We start from the raw sequence: 19,213 nt of genomic DNA on the forward strand, positions 1-19,213 counted from the left end.
ACTAATTTTCAGGCGGTTTTTTAATTCCGCCAACAGGTTCTCCTTTATGATTTTCCTGATGCAAAGAAAGCTATTTTTTTTCATTTGCCAGTGGTATGTTTTTCTATAGAAATGTTCTATTTGTCCGAAAAAAGAAAAAAGGAACACTTCTGTGGAAGAATTCTTGTTCGCATTCATTGCCAAAGCCCTTTTCTTTGCATCGGTTTTTAACAAATATCCAAATAACGAGAATGATATGAAAAAAAAAGATTGTTTGACGATGCTGGTATTTGCACTGTGTCTGTGCAGTTGCAACAAGGCTACTGAGGTGCCCCAAAAGGCGGAGCCGGTCAAGGTGAAGGTTTTGAAAGTGGGAGCAGCCTCTCAACAGGAAACATGGCGGTTTTCGGGAACCGTGACTGAAGAAAACGGAGGAGCCCTGAGCTTTCCGTTTATGGCCCAGATAGAACAGATTTATGTGGGCATGGGCAGCAAGGTAAAAAAAGGACAGCTGATAGCCCGGGCCAATTCCACGGCCATGAAAAGTGCTCATGAAGCGGCCGTGGCCTCACTCCGTCAGGCCGAGGATGCCTGGAAGCGTATGAAAGAACTTTATGATAAAGGGAGTCTGGCAGAAATCAAGTGGGTGGAAATCCAAAGCAAGCTTGCACAGGCCAGAAGCATGGAAGCCATGGCCCGCAAGAATCTGAACGACTGCAAGCTGTATGCTCCTTATTCGGGAGTGATAGCCGAAAAGGTGGCCGAGGTGGGGCAGAATGTGGCTCCGGGTGCTCCGGTGGTCCGTCTGGTTACCGGCAACAGTCTGGCCATAAAGATTTCAGTGCCTGAGACGGATATTAGCAAGGTATATGAAGGGCAGACTGCCCAAATCATCATTCCGGCACTGGGGCAGGCCCGTCTGACCGGTAACGTCTGTGAGAAAGGTATCCTGGCCAATCCGATGTCGCGCTCTTACGAAGTCAAGATAAAACTTTCGGGAGCGCAGGGCAATGTGCTTCCCGGCATGGTGGCCGAGGTTTATCTCCCGACAGAGGGAGCTGCACAAAACTATGTGATTCCGGCACGTGTCCTGCAGATTGATGAACAGAACCGCACCTTTGTATGGCTCAACCAGAAGGGCAAGGCCACAAAACGGGAGATCCGTTGCGGAGAATTCACGTCAAGCGGGGTGACCGTGCTGAGCGGACTGAAGGACGGTGACGAAATTATCACCGAAGGGCAGCAGAAAGTCTGCGAGAATACTCCTTTGAGTTTTTAATGTAAAAAGGATTTGGATTATGAAAAAGAAACGGAATGTAGTGGAGTGGGCCATGCATTATCGCCAGATTATCATTCTGGTGACCTGCTGTCTCATTGCCTTTGGAATCTATAGTCTGCCGCAGATGCAGAAGAATGAATTTCCGAGCTTTACGATCCGTCAGGGTATGGTCATTGCCGTGGCACCCGGAAATACGGTGGAAGAGATGACCGAGCAGGTGACCAAGCCGTTGGAGGATTATATCTTTTCGTATAAGGAAGTCAAGAAAGAGAAGACTTTTTCTACCACCCGCGACGGGATGGTCTTTATTCAGGTGGAGCTGAATGATGAGCTGAACGACAAGGATGCTTTCTGGAGCAAGTTCAAGCATGGCATTGCCGGTTTCAAGGCGCAGCTGCCTTCGAACGTGCTGGCAGTGCAGGTGATGGATGATTTTGGAGACACCTCGGCACTGCTCGTTACGATGGAGAGCCGCGACAAGACCTATCGGGAACTTTCCGACTATATGGACGACCTGCAGGAGCGTTTGCGTAAAATCAACAGTGTGGGCCGTATGACGGTCAGCGGCGAGCGCAACGAACAGATTTCCATTTATCTGGATCCGGCCCGTCTGGCGCAGTACGGACTGAATGAACAGACCATAGGCGCTTCTCTCTTTGCCAAAGGATTTGTTACGACCGGTGGGCGCCTTCAGACACCGGAGTATATCTTGCCGGTGCATGTGGCCCGCACCTATAATACGATTTACGACATCGAACAGCAGATTGTGTATGCTGATCCCACCGGACATACGGTGCGTCTGAAGGATGTGGCCCGTGTGGTCCGCGAGTATCCTCATGTCGACAGTTATATTAAGAACAACGGTACCAAATGTATTCTGCTCAGCGTGGAAATGAAGCAGGGCAAGAATATTGTGCAGATGGGTGAGGAAGTGAATCGGGTGATTCAGGATTTCGAGAAGGAACTGCCGTCGGATGTCAAGATCAGCCGTATCACCGATCAGGCACAGGTGGTGGGCGACAGTGTGAACTCCTTCCTGCGTGAGCTGGTGATTGCCATTGTTGCCGTGGTGATTGTGGTCATGCTGCTCTTGCCGTTGCGGGTAGCTCTGGTGGCTGCATCCACTATTCCCATCACCATCTTTATCTCTTTGGGACTGTTTTATGCCCTGGGCATAGAACTGAATACGGTGACTCTGGCCGCTCTGATTGTGACTTTAGGTATGATTGTGGACAACTCCATAGTCATCATTGACAGTTATCTGGAGCAGATCGGTGAGGGCGTGTCCCGATGGCATGCTTCTGTGGTCAGTGCCACACACTTCTTCCAGTCAATCCTTTCGGCTACGCTGGCCATCAGTATAACCTTCTTCCCCTTCCTGATGGTCATGAAGGGCATGTTCCATGATTTTCTGGTCAGTTTCCCGTGGGCCATCACGCTCATTCTGACCGTTTCATTACTGGTGGCTACATTGCTTGTGCCTTTCATGCAATTCTGGTTCATCCGCAAGCCGGTGGCTCGTAAGGAAAAGGGCTTTTCCATTATGGATTGGCTTCAGAAAGGATATAACAAGGTGCTGGATGGCTGTTTTGCCCATCCTTACGTGACTCTTTCCGTGGGTGTCCTTTCTGTTGTGGCCGGAGCTTTCCTGTTGGGCAAGGTGCCGCAGAAACTGATGCCGGCGGCAGACCGGAACCAGTTTGCCGTAGAGATTTATCTGCCGGTCGGTACGGCTGTGGAGCAGACACAGGCTGTGGCCGACAGCATGGAGCATATTCTGCGCCGTGATGAGCGCGTCATGTCAGTGACTTCGTTTATCGGTTGCTCATCGCCCCGTTTCCATACCGCCTATGCCCCGCAGCTGGGCGGCACGAATTATGCCCAGCTGATTGTCAATACGGCCGGAAACCAGGAAACGGTTGCTTTGCTCGATCACTATGCCCCTCTGTATACAAATGCCTTCCCTGAGGCACGGGTACGTTTCAAGCAGATCAGTTTCAGCCAGTCGGTCTATCCGTTGGAGCTGCGCTTCAGCGGAAGCAATCTGGATTCCTTGCGGTGGACGGCCGATCAGTGCCTTGCTCTTTTGCGCAGCATGCCCGAGGTACAGTTGGCACAAACCAATTTCAGTGAACCGCAGGCAACTGTTGGAGTGACCTTGAAAGAAGATGAGGCTTCGCGGATGGGCATCAATAATCTGATGCTGGAAACCACTCTTGCCATGCGCTATGGCGACGGAATGCCGGTGACTCAGGTCTGGGACGGCGACCGCAAGACGGCCGTGACGCTCAAAAGCGAGCATGCCGATAGCTGTACGGTGGCAGACCTGAATGACGAACTGATTCCGGTCATCGGAGGTCCGGCCGTTCCTCTGCGCCAGATTGCCATCCTGACCCCCCAAATGCAGAACGGACAGATTGTGCGTCGTAACGGTGTTTATACCATCACCGTGATGTCGGATGTGCAGCGCGGAGTTAATGTGGCCGAGTTCACCAAGAAGGTGATGAGTAAGGTCGATGAACTGCATTTGCCGCAGGGTGTGGAACTGAACTACGGCGGTGATCTGGAACAGGATCAGGAGAATATGCCGTTGATCATGTCGGCCCTGGCCATTGCTGCCTTTATGATCTTCTTTATTCTGTTAGCCCATTTCAAGAAGATCAGCATCGCGTTCCTGATCTTTTGCAGCATGGTGCTCTGTCTGTTTGGTACGGCAGCCGGTGTGCTGATTCAAGGTGTGGAATTTGGTATGACCAGCACCTTGGGTATCATCAGTCTGATGGGTATCATTGTGCGTAACGGTATCATCATGATAGACTATGCCGAGGAGCTCCGTGCCACTGAAGGAATGCATGTACGTGATGCCATCTATCATTCGGCCCGTCGCCGTATGCGACCGATCTTCCTGACATCGGCTGCCGCCTCTATGGGTGTGATTCCGATGATCTTGGGCAAGAGCGGTTTGTGGATGCCTATGGGCACGGTGATCTGTTACGGTACACTGATTACCATGCTTTTATTGCTTACCGTGCTCCCCGTCAGCTATATGCTGATGTTCCGCGGAAGTACGAAGAAACGCGCGCTGAACGAAGCGTTGGAAAAGATTTGATGATGTAAAAACAAATGAATTTATGAAACCGAACTATAAATTGTTGCTGCTATCCGGAGTATTGTGTTGTGCGAATATCCGTATGGCTTCGGCACAAAAAGCCTATACTCTGGATGAATGCGTGCAAAAGGCACTGACAAACAATGTGCGGGTCAAGAATGCGCAGAATGAACTTGCCATGGCGCAGGAAGACAGCAAGGAAGCCTTTACGAAATATTTTCCGAGTGTAAGTGCGGCGGCCGGAGGATTTATTTCCGATAAGGGACTGGCCAAGATGGAACTGGCTCCGGGCATGAGCATGACCATGCTCAAGAATGGAGTAACGGGCAGTGTCACAGCGGCCTTGCCTTTGTTTACCGGTGGCCAGATTGTAAATGGAAACAAGCTGGCTCATACCGGCGAAGAAGTGAAACGGTTGCAGATGAATCTTTCGGAAAAGGAAGTGGAGCTCACCGTGCAGCGCTACTTTTGGCAATGTGTGGTGCTGGAAGAGAAACTGAAAACCATATCCGAGGTGGAGCAACAGCTGGGAAGTATCCTGAAGGACGTGCAGGCATCGGTCGAAGCCGGCATGACCACACGCAATGATCTGCTTCAGGTGGAGTTGAAACAGAACGAAACCCTGAGCGGGAAACTGCAAGTGCAGAATTCTCTGGCTCTGAGCAAGGATATGCTGGCGCAGTATATGGGATACGCGGACGACAGCATACGGATCGTTTCACCGGTATTGTATACTGCCTTGACGCCTCCCGACAGTCTGCGTTGTGACCATCAGGCCGCTTTGTTGCAGACCGATGAGTTCGCGCTTTTGCAGCAGAACATCAAAGCCAGCGAGCTGCAATATAAAATGACACTGGGCAAGAATATGCCTTCTGTGGCTATCGGGGGCGGATATGCGTACCATAATTTTCTGGAGAAGGATCATCCTTTTTGGGTGGGCTTTGCTACGGTAAATGTTCCGATTACCGGATGGTGGGGCGGATCGCACGCGCTGCGGAAGCAGAAGTTGCAGTTGGAAAATGCCCGTAACAACCTGACCGACCAGAGTGAGATGCTGGTCATCCGTATGCAGCATGTGTGGAATGAACTGAATGATGCCTATCAGCAGACACAGATAGCCCGTCTGTCCATCGGAAAATCAGAAGAAAACCTGCGTATGAATCAGGATTTCTATGATGCCGGAACGTCAACGATGACGGATCTGCTTCAGGCGCAGACAATCTATCAGCAGAGCCGTGACCAGTATGTGGAGGCTTGTATGCAATATGAGTTGAAGAAGAGAGAGTATATTCAGATTACCCGCTGATAGAAGTCGGAACCGTATGCCTGAAACCGTGATGGAAAATAGGCATGCAGTTCCGACTGTTTTTTGTTTTTACGATATCGGAATGCATATAAATGATTAACTTTGCATGAAAAGAAAAACATGCCGGTATGAAAACAGGGAGGACAGCTTTGTAGTCCTTGATTGAAAGTATGTAAGAGTATTGCAGATTAATGAATAAATAGAAATAGGAGAAGGTTTATGTTTTATAATATTTGTTTCAGTCCTACGGGTGGTACTCAGAAGGTGGCCGACATTTTGGCCAATGAATGTGCCGGAGATAAGAAGGTGATCGATCTGACAGACAGAACACGGAATTTTGGGGGAATCTCACTTTCCGGAGATGATGTGGCCCTGATTGCGGTACCCTCTTATAGCGGCCGTGTTCCCGCCATTGCCGTGAAGCGTATTGCCGCCATTAACGGGAATGGAGCCAAAGCGGTTCTGGTTTGCGTTTATGGAAACCGGGCCTATGAAGATACGTTGACCGAGCTGCGCGATACGGCCACCAAAGCCGGATTCCGCGTGATTGCCTCAGTGGCAGCAGTTGCCGAGCATTCCATCTTGCGGAATTTTGCGCAGGGCAGACCTGATGAGGCAGACCGGAAACAACTGATTGAGTTTGCGGAACAGATTCGTGGCAAACTGCTTTCGGGAAATGCCACCGAGCCCAATATTCCCGGGAACCGTCCTTATCGTAAAATCAGCGCTACGGGAATGATACCGAAAGCTACCCGTGCCTGTACGAATTGTGGACTTTGCGCCAGAAAATGTCCGGTTGGTGCCATTGACGGGAATGATTTTCATCATATCGACCGTGAGGCTTGTATTTCGTGCATGCGATGTGTTGCCATCTGTCCTCAGAAAGCACGCAAGGTAAGCCCGTTGATGTTGTTCCTGGGCAAAATGATGTTGAATAAAGCCTGCTCCAAACGCAAGGAAAATGAGCTGTATCTTTATTAATGGGCAGACAGAATCGGGGATTTAAAATAAGGAGAGGGAAGACAGCAATTGTTTTCCCTCTCCTTTTTGTCATAAAGAAATATCTTTATGGGTTATTTAATATAGGTATGGTAGTGCTGCAGAAAATTCCGGAATCTCTTGGAGTGTAAGAACATCTTTTCAAACAACAGGATACCCAGTAGGGCGCAGCCGATACCCAACAGGACATCAATGACATAATGATGACCGGAATAAATGGCTGTTCCCCAGATGCCAACCATGATCACGGCAAAGCAGCTGCACAGCCACACCGGGCAGTGTCCTTTAAGGGCATAGTATAAAGTAACGACCATATAGGCGGAATGCAATGAGGGCAGAGCCGCAAAGACATTGGAGTTGCGCCCGTAAATGGATTCAAAAATGGGTAATCCGACCAGCTGATCGAACCGTCCCAGACCGCCCACATGCCCCGGAGTATTCATGATAGGCTCGAATCCATACTCCATGACATACCAGGGTGGGGCGGCCGGATGAATGTAATATCCGGCGAATCCCAGAAGATTGACCAACAGGAATACCAGGGAGAAATGAAGATAGAGCTTGCGGTGTTGCTTGAAATACAGTCCGATGCCGAAAGCGATAGGCACCGGTACCCAGCAAAGGTAGAAGAATCCGGCCAGCAGATCGGCTATGGCATGATGGTGTGTGGAGAAATATTCGCAAAGAGTGATGCGGGTACCTTCCGACCACACGCCGAAACATTCTTTCTCGGTTTCATAAAGACCGCGTATGTCTATGGGGTTGACTTCATAATTGGGGCAGATGCGCATCCAGTCGTATGAAATGGCAAAGACGATGAAGGGCAGCAAGGCAACAGCCAGTTTCCGGCTCTCTCTGCTCCAGAGGAACAGAGCCAGAAACATGGCGGTGATCAGAAAATGGTCTCCGCGCAGGCCGACAAACAGACCGGTTGCGGTCAGATACAGAAGAATCAGGATACCGGCCCATATACATTCTGACTTGTTGGGGAGTTGAGGATATTTCATTGTTTCTGGTTTAATTCGTGTTTGCAATGCTGGATGCGTACCATAGCCGTCCAGTTAGCCAGCACGGCAATGAGTCCCATGGGAATAATCAGCAGATAGATGGAAGGGAAGGAACAACCTTGGCAGATGCCGCACAGGATACAGCCCAAAGCGGTGAGGACTACCCGTTCGGGGCGTTGCATCAGACCGGTCTTACAGCTGATGCCTAAGCCTTCGGCACGTGCACGCACGTAGCTGACCATGATGGAGCCGACCAGAGCAAGCGCTGTAAGCACGGCACTCCAGAAATATTGATGCAAAAGCAAGAAAAACAAAATGCCAAAGAGAGTCACCAGCTCGCTGTAACGGTCCAGTACAGAGTCGTAAAGGGCACCGAAGGTGGAGCACATATTCCCTTGACGGGCCAGACGGCCGTCCATCATGTCGAACAGACCGGCAAAAAGAAGGATGGCTCCTCCCCAGCCGACATACGTGAGTCCGCTGTCTGTCTCCTGAAAGCCGCCTGCAATAAACAGCACAGCCGCCAGGGTGTTAAACAGGAATCCCAGTGTGGTGACCGTATTGGGGGTGATTCCGATGCGGATCAGGGTCCGGATGAGCGGATTGGTGATTCTGTAAATCAGTTGTTGTAGATAATCTCTGTAGTTCATGAGTCTTGAATAGGTTTTGTTTGATGAATCTGATAGACAAAGAACTGCTGCATGGGATAGTTCCAGAAAAGCGCACAAACTACGGATACGGCGATTCTGGAAATCAGGAATATCTGTTCCGGACTGTTCGTGAGAAAAGTGCCGCCTCCGGCCTGGAGCCAGAAGTTGCCCAGCAGAGTGGTGCCGCCGGTGTTCCATAAAAGACTGACAATCCATACGAACAGATAACGCAATGCTATGTGCAGTTTATGCCCCTGACGAACCCGGAATACCCATTTGTAATTGATGATGCAATTGCATATTCCGCCCGCAAGGCAACCTGTGCCGGTGGAATATACATAAGGCAATGAGGTGCCATGAAGCATCAGGGCGGTAACCAGATAGTCCGTGCCGGTGGCTATAAGTGCGGAACATTGCGCTCTGAAAAAACAGCAGATCCTGTTGTATATTTTCTTATTTAGAAACAAAAAGTGATCCATTGCAAAAGAAGCATACATAAAACTCCATATATTCCGGCCAGAATATCGTCGAGCATGACGCCCCAGCCTCCGGACACGTCCTCCAGAAGTCTGATACCTAACGGCTTGAAGATGTCAAACAGACGGAAAAACAGAATACCTGTGAGGCCCAGATACAGATTCCCGACAGGAACCACATAAAGGACAATCCAGGTGCCGACCATCTCGTCAATCACTACCCGTGAAGGGTCTTCGCCCCAAACAGACTGTAATTTGTTGGCTGCCCAGACTCCGGCCAGCGTGGACAGAATGATCAGGCAGGGGAGCAGATCGTATAATCTGTTTTCCGGAAGCAGTCGGCATAACAGCAACCAGATGATTCCGGCAAGCAATGAGCCGGCTGTGCCCGGTGCAAACGGACAATATCCGGCTCCGGCTCCGGTGCCGATCAGTTTGGCACAGAACATGGAAAACTTTTCGGTTCGTTTAGAGGACATAATCAGATAGGGTTGATGATACGGCTACGAAGGGCAGCAGGTCTGCCCTTCGTAGCTGTTGTTAATATATGGGCTTAATCCAGATAACTCGGTTCTTTTTCTCCAACCATTTCGCGGATGGTTTGTTTCAGCATGCGCCACTGCTGGAACAAATCGTGTACGGGCTGGTGTTCATTATCGTGCATCGGGCTCTTGCAGAAGAAGGAGAGCCAGGTCTGAATACCTTTCATGCCGGCGCGGGCTGCCAGGTCGCTGAACAATACCAGGTCGAGGGCAATTGGAGCGGCCAGAATGGAATCACGGCAAAGGAAGTTGACCTTGATCTCCATCGGATATCCCATCCAGCCGAAGATATCAATATTGTCCCAGGCTTCCTTGTTGTCGCGGCGTGGCGGATAATAGTTGATGCGAACCTTGTGATAGAGATTGCCATAGAGTTGCGGATACTTCTCCGGTTCGAAAATCTGCTCGATGACCGACAGTTTGCTGACTTCCTTGGTCTTGAAGTTTTCCGGCTGGTCCAGAACTTCTCCGTCGCGATTACCCAGAATATTGGTTGAGAACCATCCGGATACTCCCAGCATTCGGGTCTTGAACATAGGTGCCAGAACGGTTTTCATCAGTGTCTGTCCGCTCTTGAAGTCTTTTCCGGCAATCGGAACATTCATTTTCTCTGAGAACTCCCATATAGCCGGAATATCCACGCAAAGGTTCGGAGCACCCATAATGAACGGACAACCTTCGGCAATGGCGGCATAAGCATAGCACATGCTTGGCGGGATTACAGCTGTGTTGTTCTCCTTCATCGCCTTTTCCAAAGCCTGGAGTGACTGGTGTTCGGCAGATGGAGCGATGAATATTTCGGTGCTGGCAGCCCAGAGAACGACAATACGGTCACACTGGTTCTGCTCCTTGAAATTGCGGATGTCGGCGCGCAGCTGTTCCACCATATCCCAGCGGGTCTGGGTGTCTTTGATAAATGTTCCGTTGAGTCTTTTGGCGTAATTATGGTCAAAAGCTGCCTTCATCGGAGTGATGTTTTCCAACTCCGTGCGGATAGATTCAAGATCTTTGGCTTTCAGCACCTCGGCATATACGGCTGCCTGATAAGCGTTTTCCGGGAAGATGTCCCAGCCCCCGAACACAATATCCTTCAAGTCTGCAATCGGAACAATATCCTTTATCGGCATTTCTTTTCCGTTTTACATCTTGATTGTTGCCATCTGGGTGATTGATCCTACCGGTTGTGAAAGTCCTTTGCGGACAGACAATACACCTGAAATCAATGTTGTGGAAACGGCTCCACCAACTCCAACGATTAAAATACCAAGCTTTCCTTGTGCTGGTTCAATGTTCTTTTTCATTTTTCTACTTTTTATAAAGTTCTAGAGTTTAAAATGTCATGTGTAAACTGATTCTCACTCCGTGTTTGCTGATGTGTGGCAGATTCCTGTAGGTCAGCCGGTGAACATAGTCTATTCGGAGTATCTTGAAAATGTTTTCTATACCGGCATTGATCTCCACATAAGGGAGGTTGCTCTGCATCAGCGTGCTGCCGTATGGCAGGGCAAACAGGTCGTCATTACCTTTGGGTCTGTTCTTTTCGCTCAGATAGCCGAACATTCCTTTACAGCCGATGACTTCGCGCCATTTGAGATGCTTGAGCAACGGAATCCGGTTGAAGAGGAAACCGTTCAGATAGTAAGTGACATCCCACGAGGCATACTGGTCGTTGATGAATTCCATGGCGTTCATCAGGCTGTATGACTCCGGCTGTATGGTATACGACAGGTTGGCGTTGGGAATGATCAGAAGCGGGAACGGCACCTTATTCCATACTTTTCCGGCCTTGAGAATCACATCCGTATAACCGAAGGCCGAGAACCAGAAACGTTTCTGGAATCCGAATTCGGTATGGTGATACCGATAGTCTCCGCCCAATATATCCTTTGCAGCCAAAGTATGGGAGAGGGTGAAGACCGGAGCATCCAGAGAAACCGGATAACGGTTCCATTGGGTCTGAAAGAATTTCTCGTTCGGAGCATAACGGAGCTTGAGTTCCAGTTCTGTATTCTGAATGCTTTCAACAAGACTTCCGTCACTCTGTTTCACAAACGGTACCAGAGATGAGGCTTCGTCACGACGCAGTCGTGTAGCTATCTGAAAGGAGAATCCGGAATGAAACTCATTCGTGTAGGTCAGTTCACCTTTCTGCAAATAACCGATCCGGTCGTCTCTCTTTCGTTTCAGGGCCAGAAAGACATTGTCCTGGCTGGTATACAGATAATGCTGTCCATACTGGTCAATATCCGATTTGTAGGACAGGCGCAGCGAATGGATCGGGAATTCATTGGCATATTCCTTTTTCTTGTTGAAAGAGTATTCCAGTTCGCCAAGTCCTTTCACGCGGTGGTCCTTGAATCCGTATGCTACATATCCGCGTGCAAACAGATGCGGGTTGACACGGGCTGTTGTCATACCGCCGGCTCTGAGTCGTACTCCTTCAAGAGCATTGCCGCTGATGGTGGTGTTCATGATTCCGTAGTAGAACACCGGTTTCTCTTCCGGAATAGGGATATAACCGGTAAAGAGTACTTTCAGTACCTTTTCGGTCCAATAAAAGGCCGGCACGCTTCGGAGCTGCTGCATCATCTTGTCTACGGAAGTTGCCTTGCGGGTAGAGTCTTTGGGAGTCATTTCCGCCCAGTATTCCTGAGTATGTGTCTCAGAATGATCTTCCTCAATGACTTTCTGCGGATGCTTGAATACGGTCAGATCATCAGGCGTCGGCTGGTAAGTGTAGTTGCTGTATTGAACACTGCGGCAGGCGTACATGCCGTCGTCTTTTCCGGTGAGCTTGAAGTTTGTCATGATCTTCTCGTCCGTCATTTCCCGGATATTGCCCTGGGTACGTCGGAAGTTCTGCTCCAGAGACATGTGATCCACAAAATTCAGATTAATCTTTTTCGGAAAATTCATTTTTACCTGGTGCACAAAATACTCTCCGTTCAGAGAGACGAACAGATGACCGGTAAATCCGAAGGATTCTGAATTGAAGGGAACGAAGGTAAGATCAACACAAGGCTCGTTGTTGATGACCAGTGTGTCCATCAGATAATATTTGTAGAAGGACGGTCCCATTTTGGAAAGAGGACTGACAAACTTGTTGGTAAACAAGGTGATGTTATTCTGAAAGATGTCAACGTCTGTCATGGTGACACTGATAACCTGCTCCATACCTTGCTGGGAGAACATTTCGTCGATACCGGCCTGTCGGCGTGCCTGAACGACCTGTTTCTGCTCCTTTGATTCGCGACGGAAATAATCCTGAGCCAGCAGTTCCCGATCGGATACAGCCAGTACCGGTTTTCCGTCGGATTCCAATGTGTCTACATAATTATTCAGGAACGTGAATTTACGGTAGAGCCACTTTTTCTGTTTGGCACTGTCAAATTCGTTGATATAGAATGTTGTCTTCTCATATCGGTTGCGTTTCCAGAATTCCAGTTGGTCGGGATCGTTGTCGTCTCTGTGACGGATCATTTCTCGTACGAAACGAACGGCGGGATTGTCTCTCTTGTATTTTTCTTTTCCCGAATGAACGACAACTTCATTCAGAGAGAAAACAGTGGGTTGCAGGAGTATTTGTATATCCGCAGTGTCCTTGGAAGTCAATAGGCATACAAAATCTTTATATCCCATTGCTGAGATCCGGAGCGTGAGTTTTTCTACGGGGCTGGTAAACGAGAATCGTCCCTGCAGGTTACTGATACAACCGTCTTTTAGTTCTTCAAAGTATAATGAGATGTAAGGCAGAGTTTCTTTTGTGAGTGAGTCTTGTACTGTTCCTTTAAAGGTATATTGCGCAAAGCTTGACAGGGAACAGCAGAACATTCCGATAATCAGTAAAAGTTTAATAGACCTCATATTTTATTGCTACATTTCATTTTGAGACGCAAAGGTATAGCAGAAGTGAAAAAGGAAAAAGGTCTATTTTTCTTCGAAAATATTCAATAATCCTGTTGCTTATATAAGATTTTATAACGAATGATAATTATCAATGTAAAGAAGCCAGGAATAGCTTCGGAGACTGGTTGCGGAAGTGTGAAAAAGAAAAACAGACCGCATTTCTGAAAAGTCTTCACGCAAGATTCAGAAATGCGGTCTGTTTGGTTATCTTTCTAAAAAATAATGATTTGTTCTTTTCCGGAATATCTAGATGAATATCATCAGAATAATCTGTGCCAGAATAACGCGGATAAACATGGCCAACGGGTAGACGGTGGCATAGCTTACCGAAGCCTGGTTGCTTCCCTGATAGGTATCGTTCACATAGCTCAGTGCCATCGGGTTGGCCATACTGCCGCAGAGCATACCGCAAGTGGTACGGAAATCCATTTTGCTGAAGCGCAAGGCAATCCAGCCCACCAGAATTACCGGTATGAGAGTAATGGCAAAGCCGATACCGATCCATGCCGCTCCTTCGGGGCGCATGACGGTTTCAAAGAAATGGGCTCCGGCATCAATACCCAGACAGGCCAGATAGAGCGATAGACCGATGGCGCGCAGCATCAGGTTGGCACTGCGGGTGGTGTAGATGCGCATGTGCAGACGCGGTCCGAAACAACCTACGAGAATACCTACTACAATAGGACCACCGGCCAGTCCCAGTTTTACCGGAGTGTCAATGCCCGGGATACTAATCGGTATGGCACCCAGAATCAGTCCCATCACAATGCCGATGAAAATTGCTGCCAGATTAGGCTCTTTCAGAGAAGTGACGGTATTTCCCAGAATCTTTTCCACTTGCTTGATGGCTGCCGCATCGCCCACTACGGTGAGTCGGTCGCCCAACTGAAGCACCAGATCGGGAGTAGCCAACAACTTCACACCGCTACGCAGCACGCGGCTCACATTGATGTCGTAGGCATTGCGCAGACGGAGAGAACCCAGACGGCGACCGTTGATTTCCGGACGGGTCACCACAATGTAGCTGGATACCAGTTCACGGTCGATGCTGTTCCAGTCGATATCCTCTTTATTCCAATCGCGGTTTTCCTGCTCTCCGAAGAGCATGGTCAGAATAGGCATGTCCTTCTCGATGGTGACTACCAGAATGCGGTCGTTTTCCATCAGAATGGTTTCGCGCGACGGAATGCTTACTTTTCCGTTGCGCCACAGGCGTGAAATCACAAATTTGGTATGACTGTCGTTGGCCAGTGTCTCAATTTTTTTACCGTAGATGCCTGGGTTGTGTACCTGAAAGGCGGCAATGTAAGTGTGGTTTGGATCATCTTCCTGCTTGATATCCATGTCCTGCGGGCGCGCTATCAGTTTCTTGATGACAATGATAGCCAGAATGACACCCACAACACCGAGCGGATAAGTCACCGCACAGCTCAGCGCGGCACTGCTGGCTTCCTGTCCCAACTGTTTTAAGGTCTGTTGGGCGGCACCCAGTGCCGGCGTGTTGGTGGTGGCACCGCAAAGCACACCGATCATGTCCTTGAGCGGAATCTGTGATGCATAGCTGATGATGATGGCCATAGCTGTGCCTAACAGGATGACTATCAGGCCCAGCAGGTTCAGCTGAATACCTTCCTTTCGGAAAGCGCTGAAGAATCCCGGACCCACCTGAAGGCCCAGTGAGTAGACAAAGAGCACCAGACCGAAACTCTCGGCGTAGTTCAACATGTCCGGATTGAGGGAGATGCCCAGATGTCCGGCTACGATACCCATAAAAAAGACAAAGGTAACTCCCAATGAGATACCTCCTATGCGGATCTTGCCCAGCGAAATGCCGATGGCGGTGGTCAGCGATAAAATGATGATGGCCTGAAGGGCCGAATGTTCAAAGAATATACTGTTTATCCATTCCATGCTGCAAAGTTATATCTTTTCTTTGTCAGCAGAAATTCGGAATGCACTTTTTTTATATTTATTCAAAAAAATGCATATTCTCCTTGTGCGTGTCTTTCTTTTTCCTTCCCGGAGGACAAAAATAGAGCGGAGTCCGATACTGATTTTGTGGACCTTCAGTCGGTGCTCCGCTCTTTCAGAAAGTATCTGTTCTTTGATGATGGTTCGTTTATTGCTGCAAGTCTTTCATTAGTCGGTCCAAGGCGTCCCCTGCGTTTCCGGATTCTTCCAACAGACTGATGAATTTACTGCCGATGATGGTTCCGGCGGCATTGGCGCGTGCCGTTTCCAGTGTCTGGCGGTTGCTGATGCCGAATCCGATGAGGCGCGGATTCTTCAGATTCATGTGATTCACCCGATTGAAGTATTCCTGCAAAGGGTCTCCAAAAGATTTCTGTGCGCCGGTAATGGCTGCAGAGGATACCATATAGATAAAGCCGTCTGTATGCTGGTCTATGAGTCGGATGCGTTCTTCTTCCGTGGCGGGAGTGATGAGCATGATCATTTTCAGGTCATAGCGGTCGGCTACTGGCTTGTATTCTTCTAGATAATTACGGAAAGGCAGGTCGGGGATAATCATGCCGTCAATGCCGCATTCCGAGCATGCCTGACAGAAAGCCTCGAAGCCAAAACGCATGATGGGGTTCAGATATCCCATGATGACCAGAGGAATCTGTACGGACTGACGGATATTACGCAGCTGCTCAAAGAGCAGACGCAGCGACATGCCGTTGTTTAATGCCTGACGGGTGGCTTTTTGGATAACAGGCCCGTCGGCCAGCGGATCACTGAACGGGATGCCGATCTCTATCAGATCCACTCCTTTGTTTTCTAATGTACGGATGATTTCTGCGGTACTGTCCAATTGAGGATGTCCGGCACAGAAGTAAAGAGAAAAGATATTCTGTTTTTTCTCTTGGAATAATTTGTTGATGCGGTTCATTTTGTGTCTGATGTATTTATGAGTTCAATTGTGTCAGAAAATTTTTCAGTAGGGTAGCGTCTTTCAGTCCCGGGGATATTTCAAAGCGTGAATTCAGATCAATACCGACGCAGAGCGGGTGGTGGAATTCTTGTAGGCGATGAGTATCATTTGGACCGATGCCGCCACTCAGTAAGAAGGGAAGCGTACCGGAATAGTGTTGCAGGATTTGCCACTCGAACTGTTTGCCGCTGCCTCCGGGAAGAGGGGTTTTCGTATCGAAGAGCAGAAAGTGGCACAGATTTTCGTATTTCTGGACTGGTGCCAGATCTTCGGGCGTTGAAATGCTGAATGCCTTGATGAGCTGCACGGACGCGAGTCCGCTTTGATTCAGATTCTGGCGCAGATGGTGACAAAATTCCGGGGATTCCTGTCCGTGGAGCTGCACATAAGAAAGACCATAGGTGCGTACCGTGGACAGGATATATTCTGGGCTTGCGTTGACAAACACGCCGGTGCGGGCACAGGCCGGCAGATAGTCCGGCTTTTGGGATACGTAACGAGCGGACGGCTCCCAAAAGATAAATCCCATCATGTCAATGCCCAATGCTTCTACTTGCCGGATATTGTCACTTTGGCGCATGCCACATACTTTAATACAGGAGAATGGCTTTTTCATACGTGCATCTGTTCAAGAAAATGTTTCAGGCTGTCGCCCGGATTTTCGGTGCGCATGAACAGTTCTCCGATCAAGAATCCCTGAAAACCCTTTTGGCGCAGTTCGCGTGCGGTGGCCGCATCCGCAATACCGCTCTCCGAGATGCGGACGGTTTCGCAGGGCAGTTGTTCTGCCAAGAGAAACGAATGTTCGGTATCGGTGTGGAAGGTACCCAGATTGCGGTTGTTGATACCCACCACATCCACGGCATCGTTCAGATATTCCAGTTCCCGTTCGTGGTGAAGCTCGAGCAATACCTCCAGTTGCAGTTCCTTTGCCTTGCGGGCCAGAGCGATACAAGTGTTACGTTCCAGTGCAGAAGCGATGAGCAGGATGGCATCTGCTCCCCAAAGACGGGCTTCATAGAGTTGGTATTCGTCGCAGATAAAGTCCTTCCGCAAGATGGGGAGGCTTACTTTGGAGCGTGCCGTGAGCAGGTCCTCGCTGCTGCCGCCAAAATATTTTGTGTCAGTCAATACGGATAAGGCGGTGGCTCCCCCTTGTTCGTATGCCGGAGCGATGATTGCCGGGTCTGCATTGGGGGAGATCCATCCTTTTGAGGGAGATTTTCGCTTGAATTCGCTGATAATGCCACTGTTGGAGCTGCGTAAAGCCTGACTTAGAGAATGAGTAGGGCGGAGCTGGCGTTGGCAATAGCACTCCTTTAACAGATTTGCCAGTACCGACAACGGTACTTCCCGTTTGCTAGCTTCTACTTCATGGCGTTTGTGAGCCATGATTTCTTCCAATATATCTTTCATCGTGTTTGTGGTGTTTGTTTGAGAATCGTTTCCTGTTGTCTTCAGCTGTTCTGTTCGATGTAGCGTAGCAGAGTCTGATAAGCTTTCCCGCTCTCCAGAGCTTCGCGTGCCCGAGCCAGGCAGTCGCCCATCTCCAGATCCGGTTCCATAACCTTGATGGCAAAGGCGGCGTTTACCAGAACAACAGTTTTACGGCTTTCATTGCTTTCGTTTTTGAGGATGCTCACGAAAATGTCGCGTGCCTCTTCCACCGACTCGCCGCCGTATATTTCTTCCGGGCGGATGACGGGCAATCCTAAATCCTTTGGCGTAAATATCTGTTCCATGCCCGGAGTTTTGATCTTGAAGGTGCCTGTGAGTGAGATTTCATCGTAACCGTCCATACTGTTTACGATACCGTAATTGATGTCCAATTGTTGGTTTACGGTGCTGTACAGGCGCATCTGATTCAGGGTGGCCACGCCGAGCAGTTGGTTCTTGGGATTGGACGGGTTGACCAGCGGTCCCAGCAGATTGAAACAAGTGGGGATTTGCATCGCCTTTCTTACCGGAGCCACAAACTTCATTCCTTGGGCAAAGAGCGGCGCATGCAGGTAGGTAAATCCGCAGGTGGCCAGATTGCGGCGCAGCTGATTTTCGTTGTCGGTGAACCGTACACCCAATGCCTCGAGCACATTGCTGGCTCCGGATGTGGAGGTAGAAGCGTAATTGCCGTGTTTGGCAACCGGATATCCGGCAGCAGCCACTACAAATCCCGAACAGGTGGAAATGTTGAAGGTATTCTTGTTATCGCCACCGGTACCGACGATGTCTATGGTGTTGAAGTCCGAGAAATCAAGTGTTTTGCCGCTTTCTTTCAGTCCGTCGCGCAGTCCCAGCAGTTCGTTTACCTGAATGCCTCGCATCAGGAGTGAAGTCAGAAAGGCAGTGATCTGTACGTCGGTATATTTTTCTTGGGTGATGTCGAGCATGATTTGCCGGGTTTCTTCCCGACTTAGAGTTTCATTCTCGACCAGTCGTGTCAGAATCTGTTTCATTTGTGTCGTGATGTGTTAGCCAGTTTTTAATGATGTCTTTACCTTGTGGGGTCAGTACCGATTCCGGATGGAACTGTATGCCGTGGACATCGTATTGTTTGTGTTTCAGTGCCATGATCTGTCCTTCATCGCTCCAGGCGGTTACTTCCAGTTCTTCGGGGAAATCTTCGCGCGACACTACCCAGGAATGGTAACGTCCGATAGGGAAGGTTTCCGGAAGACCTTGGAACAGATAGTCGTTGTGCTTTTGGTGGCACGGACTCTGTATGCCGTGGAACACCTGGCTCAGATTGGTGAGCCGGGCACCGAACACCTCGCCGATGGCCTGATGCCCCAGACAGACACCGAGGATAGGTTTCTTTCCGGCATAAGTGCGGATGGTGTCGAGCAGCAGGCCTGCCTCTTCGGGAATGCCCGGTCCGGGACTGAGAATAATCTTGTCGAAGGCCTGCAAATCCTCCATGCGGAACTGATCATTGCGCCATACGGTTACTTCCGCTCCCAGCTCCTTGACCATGTGACTCAGGTTGAAGGTAAACGAGTCGTAATTGTCGATGATAACTACTTTCATA

15 protein-coding genes and 1 pseudogene are annotated in these 19,213 nt (G+C 49.4%); 4 read left to right on the forward strand and 12 right to left on the reverse strand.

Annotation, left to right across the window (positions count from 1 at the left end; all coding sequences use genetic code 11):
* Positions 1–235: 235 nt before the first annotated feature.
* The 4 genes from DXA74_RS09850 (at position 236) to DXA74_RS09865 (ending at position 6,654) form a co-directional block, all read left to right on the forward strand.
* The gene (locus DXA74_RS09850) at positions 236–1,258 is read left to right on the forward strand and encodes an efflux RND transporter periplasmic adaptor subunit (protein ID WP_118527237.1); all 1,023 of its coding nucleotides are present in this window, start codon (positions 236–238) and stop codon (positions 1,256–1,258) included.
* A gap of 19 nt (positions 1,259–1,277) precedes the next feature.
* Positions 1,278–4,367: an efflux RND transporter permease subunit gene (locus DXA74_RS09855; protein ID WP_118527132.1), complete on the forward strand. Its 3,090-nt coding sequence runs from the start codon at positions 1,278–1,280 to the stop codon at positions 4,365–4,367.
* A 22-nt stretch (positions 4,368–4,389) separates the two neighbouring features.
* Positions 4,390–5,673, forward strand: coding sequence for a TolC family protein (locus DXA74_RS09860; RefSeq protein WP_118527134.1), 1,284 nt, complete (start codon positions 4,390–4,392; stop codon positions 5,671–5,673).
* A 219-nt stretch (positions 5,674–5,892) separates the two neighbouring features.
* On the forward strand, positions 5,893–6,654 hold the full coding sequence (locus tag DXA74_RS09865) for a 4Fe-4S binding protein (protein ID WP_118527135.1): 762 nt from the start codon (positions 5,893–5,895) through the stop codon (positions 6,652–6,654).
* Positions 6,655–6,746: 92 nt separating this feature from the next.
* Here DXA74_RS09865 and DXA74_RS09870 read toward each other — a convergent pair whose 3' ends face one another.
* From DXA74_RS09870 to DXA74_RS09925, 12 genes and pseudogenes are all read right to left on the reverse strand, one after another.
* On the reverse strand, positions 6,747–7,679 hold the full coding sequence (locus tag DXA74_RS09870) for a phosphatase PAP2 family protein (RefSeq protein ID WP_118527136.1): 933 nt from the start codon (positions 7,677–7,679) through the stop codon (positions 6,747–6,749).
* Positions 7,676–8,329, reverse strand: a complete 654-nt coding sequence (locus tag DXA74_RS09875) for a CDP-alcohol phosphatidyltransferase family protein (protein WP_118527138.1) — start codon at positions 8,327–8,329, stop codon at positions 7,676–7,678. The genes DXA74_RS09870 and DXA74_RS09875 overlap by 4 nt, the downstream gene beginning before the upstream one ends.
* The gene (locus tag DXA74_RS09880) at positions 8,326–8,796 is read right to left on the reverse strand and encodes a GtrA family protein (RefSeq protein WP_158576054.1); all 471 of its coding nucleotides are present in this window, start codon (positions 8,794–8,796) and stop codon (positions 8,326–8,328) included. The genes DXA74_RS09875 and DXA74_RS09880 overlap by 4 nt, the downstream gene beginning before the upstream one ends.
* The gene (locus DXA74_RS09885) at positions 8,787–9,284 is read right to left on the reverse strand and encodes a phosphatidylglycerophosphatase A (protein ID WP_233550509.1); all 498 of its coding nucleotides are present in this window, start codon (positions 9,282–9,284) and stop codon (positions 8,787–8,789) included. The genes DXA74_RS09880 and DXA74_RS09885 overlap by 10 nt, the downstream gene beginning before the upstream one ends.
* Before the next feature lie 74 nt (positions 9,285–9,358).
* Positions 9,359–10,648: pseudogene (locus DXA74_RS09890) on the reverse strand (inositol-3-phosphate synthase).
* Positions 10,649–10,676: 28 nt separating this feature from the next.
* Entirely contained in the window at positions 10,677–13,211 is a 2,535-nt protein-coding gene (locus DXA74_RS09895) for a DUF5686 and carboxypeptidase-like regulatory domain-containing protein (protein ID WP_118527144.1), read from the reverse strand.
* Positions 13,212–13,499: 288 nt separating this feature from the next.
* A complete protein-coding gene (locus DXA74_RS09900) occupies positions 13,500–15,164 on the reverse strand; it encodes a putative transporter (protein WP_118527146.1) in 1,665 nt (554 codons plus the stop codon).
* Positions 15,165–15,372: 208 nt separating this feature from the next.
* Positions 15,373–16,146 (reverse strand): tryptophan synthase subunit alpha, encoded by a 774-nt coding sequence (gene trpA, locus DXA74_RS09905; protein ID WP_118527148.1) that lies wholly within the window; start codon positions 16,144–16,146, stop codon positions 15,373–15,375.
* Positions 16,147–16,162: 16 nt separating this feature from the next.
* Entirely contained in the window at positions 16,163–16,804 is a 642-nt protein-coding gene (locus DXA74_RS09910) for a phosphoribosylanthranilate isomerase (RefSeq protein ID WP_233550510.1), read from the reverse strand.
* Positions 16,801–17,604: an indole-3-glycerol phosphate synthase TrpC gene (gene trpC / locus DXA74_RS09915; protein WP_118527151.1), complete on the reverse strand. Its 804-nt coding sequence runs from the start codon at positions 17,602–17,604 to the stop codon at positions 16,801–16,803. The genes DXA74_RS09910 and trpC overlap by 4 nt, the downstream gene beginning before the upstream one ends.
* Before the next feature lie 41 nt (positions 17,605–17,645).
* The gene (trpD, locus tag DXA74_RS09920) at positions 17,646–18,641 is read right to left on the reverse strand and encodes an anthranilate phosphoribosyltransferase (RefSeq protein WP_118527153.1); all 996 of its coding nucleotides are present in this window, start codon (positions 18,639–18,641) and stop codon (positions 17,646–17,648) included.
* Entirely contained in the window at positions 18,607–19,212 is a 606-nt protein-coding gene (locus DXA74_RS09925) for an aminodeoxychorismate/anthranilate synthase component II (protein WP_118527155.1), read from the reverse strand. The genes trpD and DXA74_RS09925 overlap by 35 nt, the downstream gene beginning before the upstream one ends.
* Position 19,213 lies beyond the last annotated feature (1 nt).

Source organism: Bacteroides sp. OF04-15BH (assembly GCF_003477995.1).
Lineage (GTDB): Bacteria > Bacteroidota > Bacteroidia > Bacteroidales > Bacteroidaceae > Paraprevotella.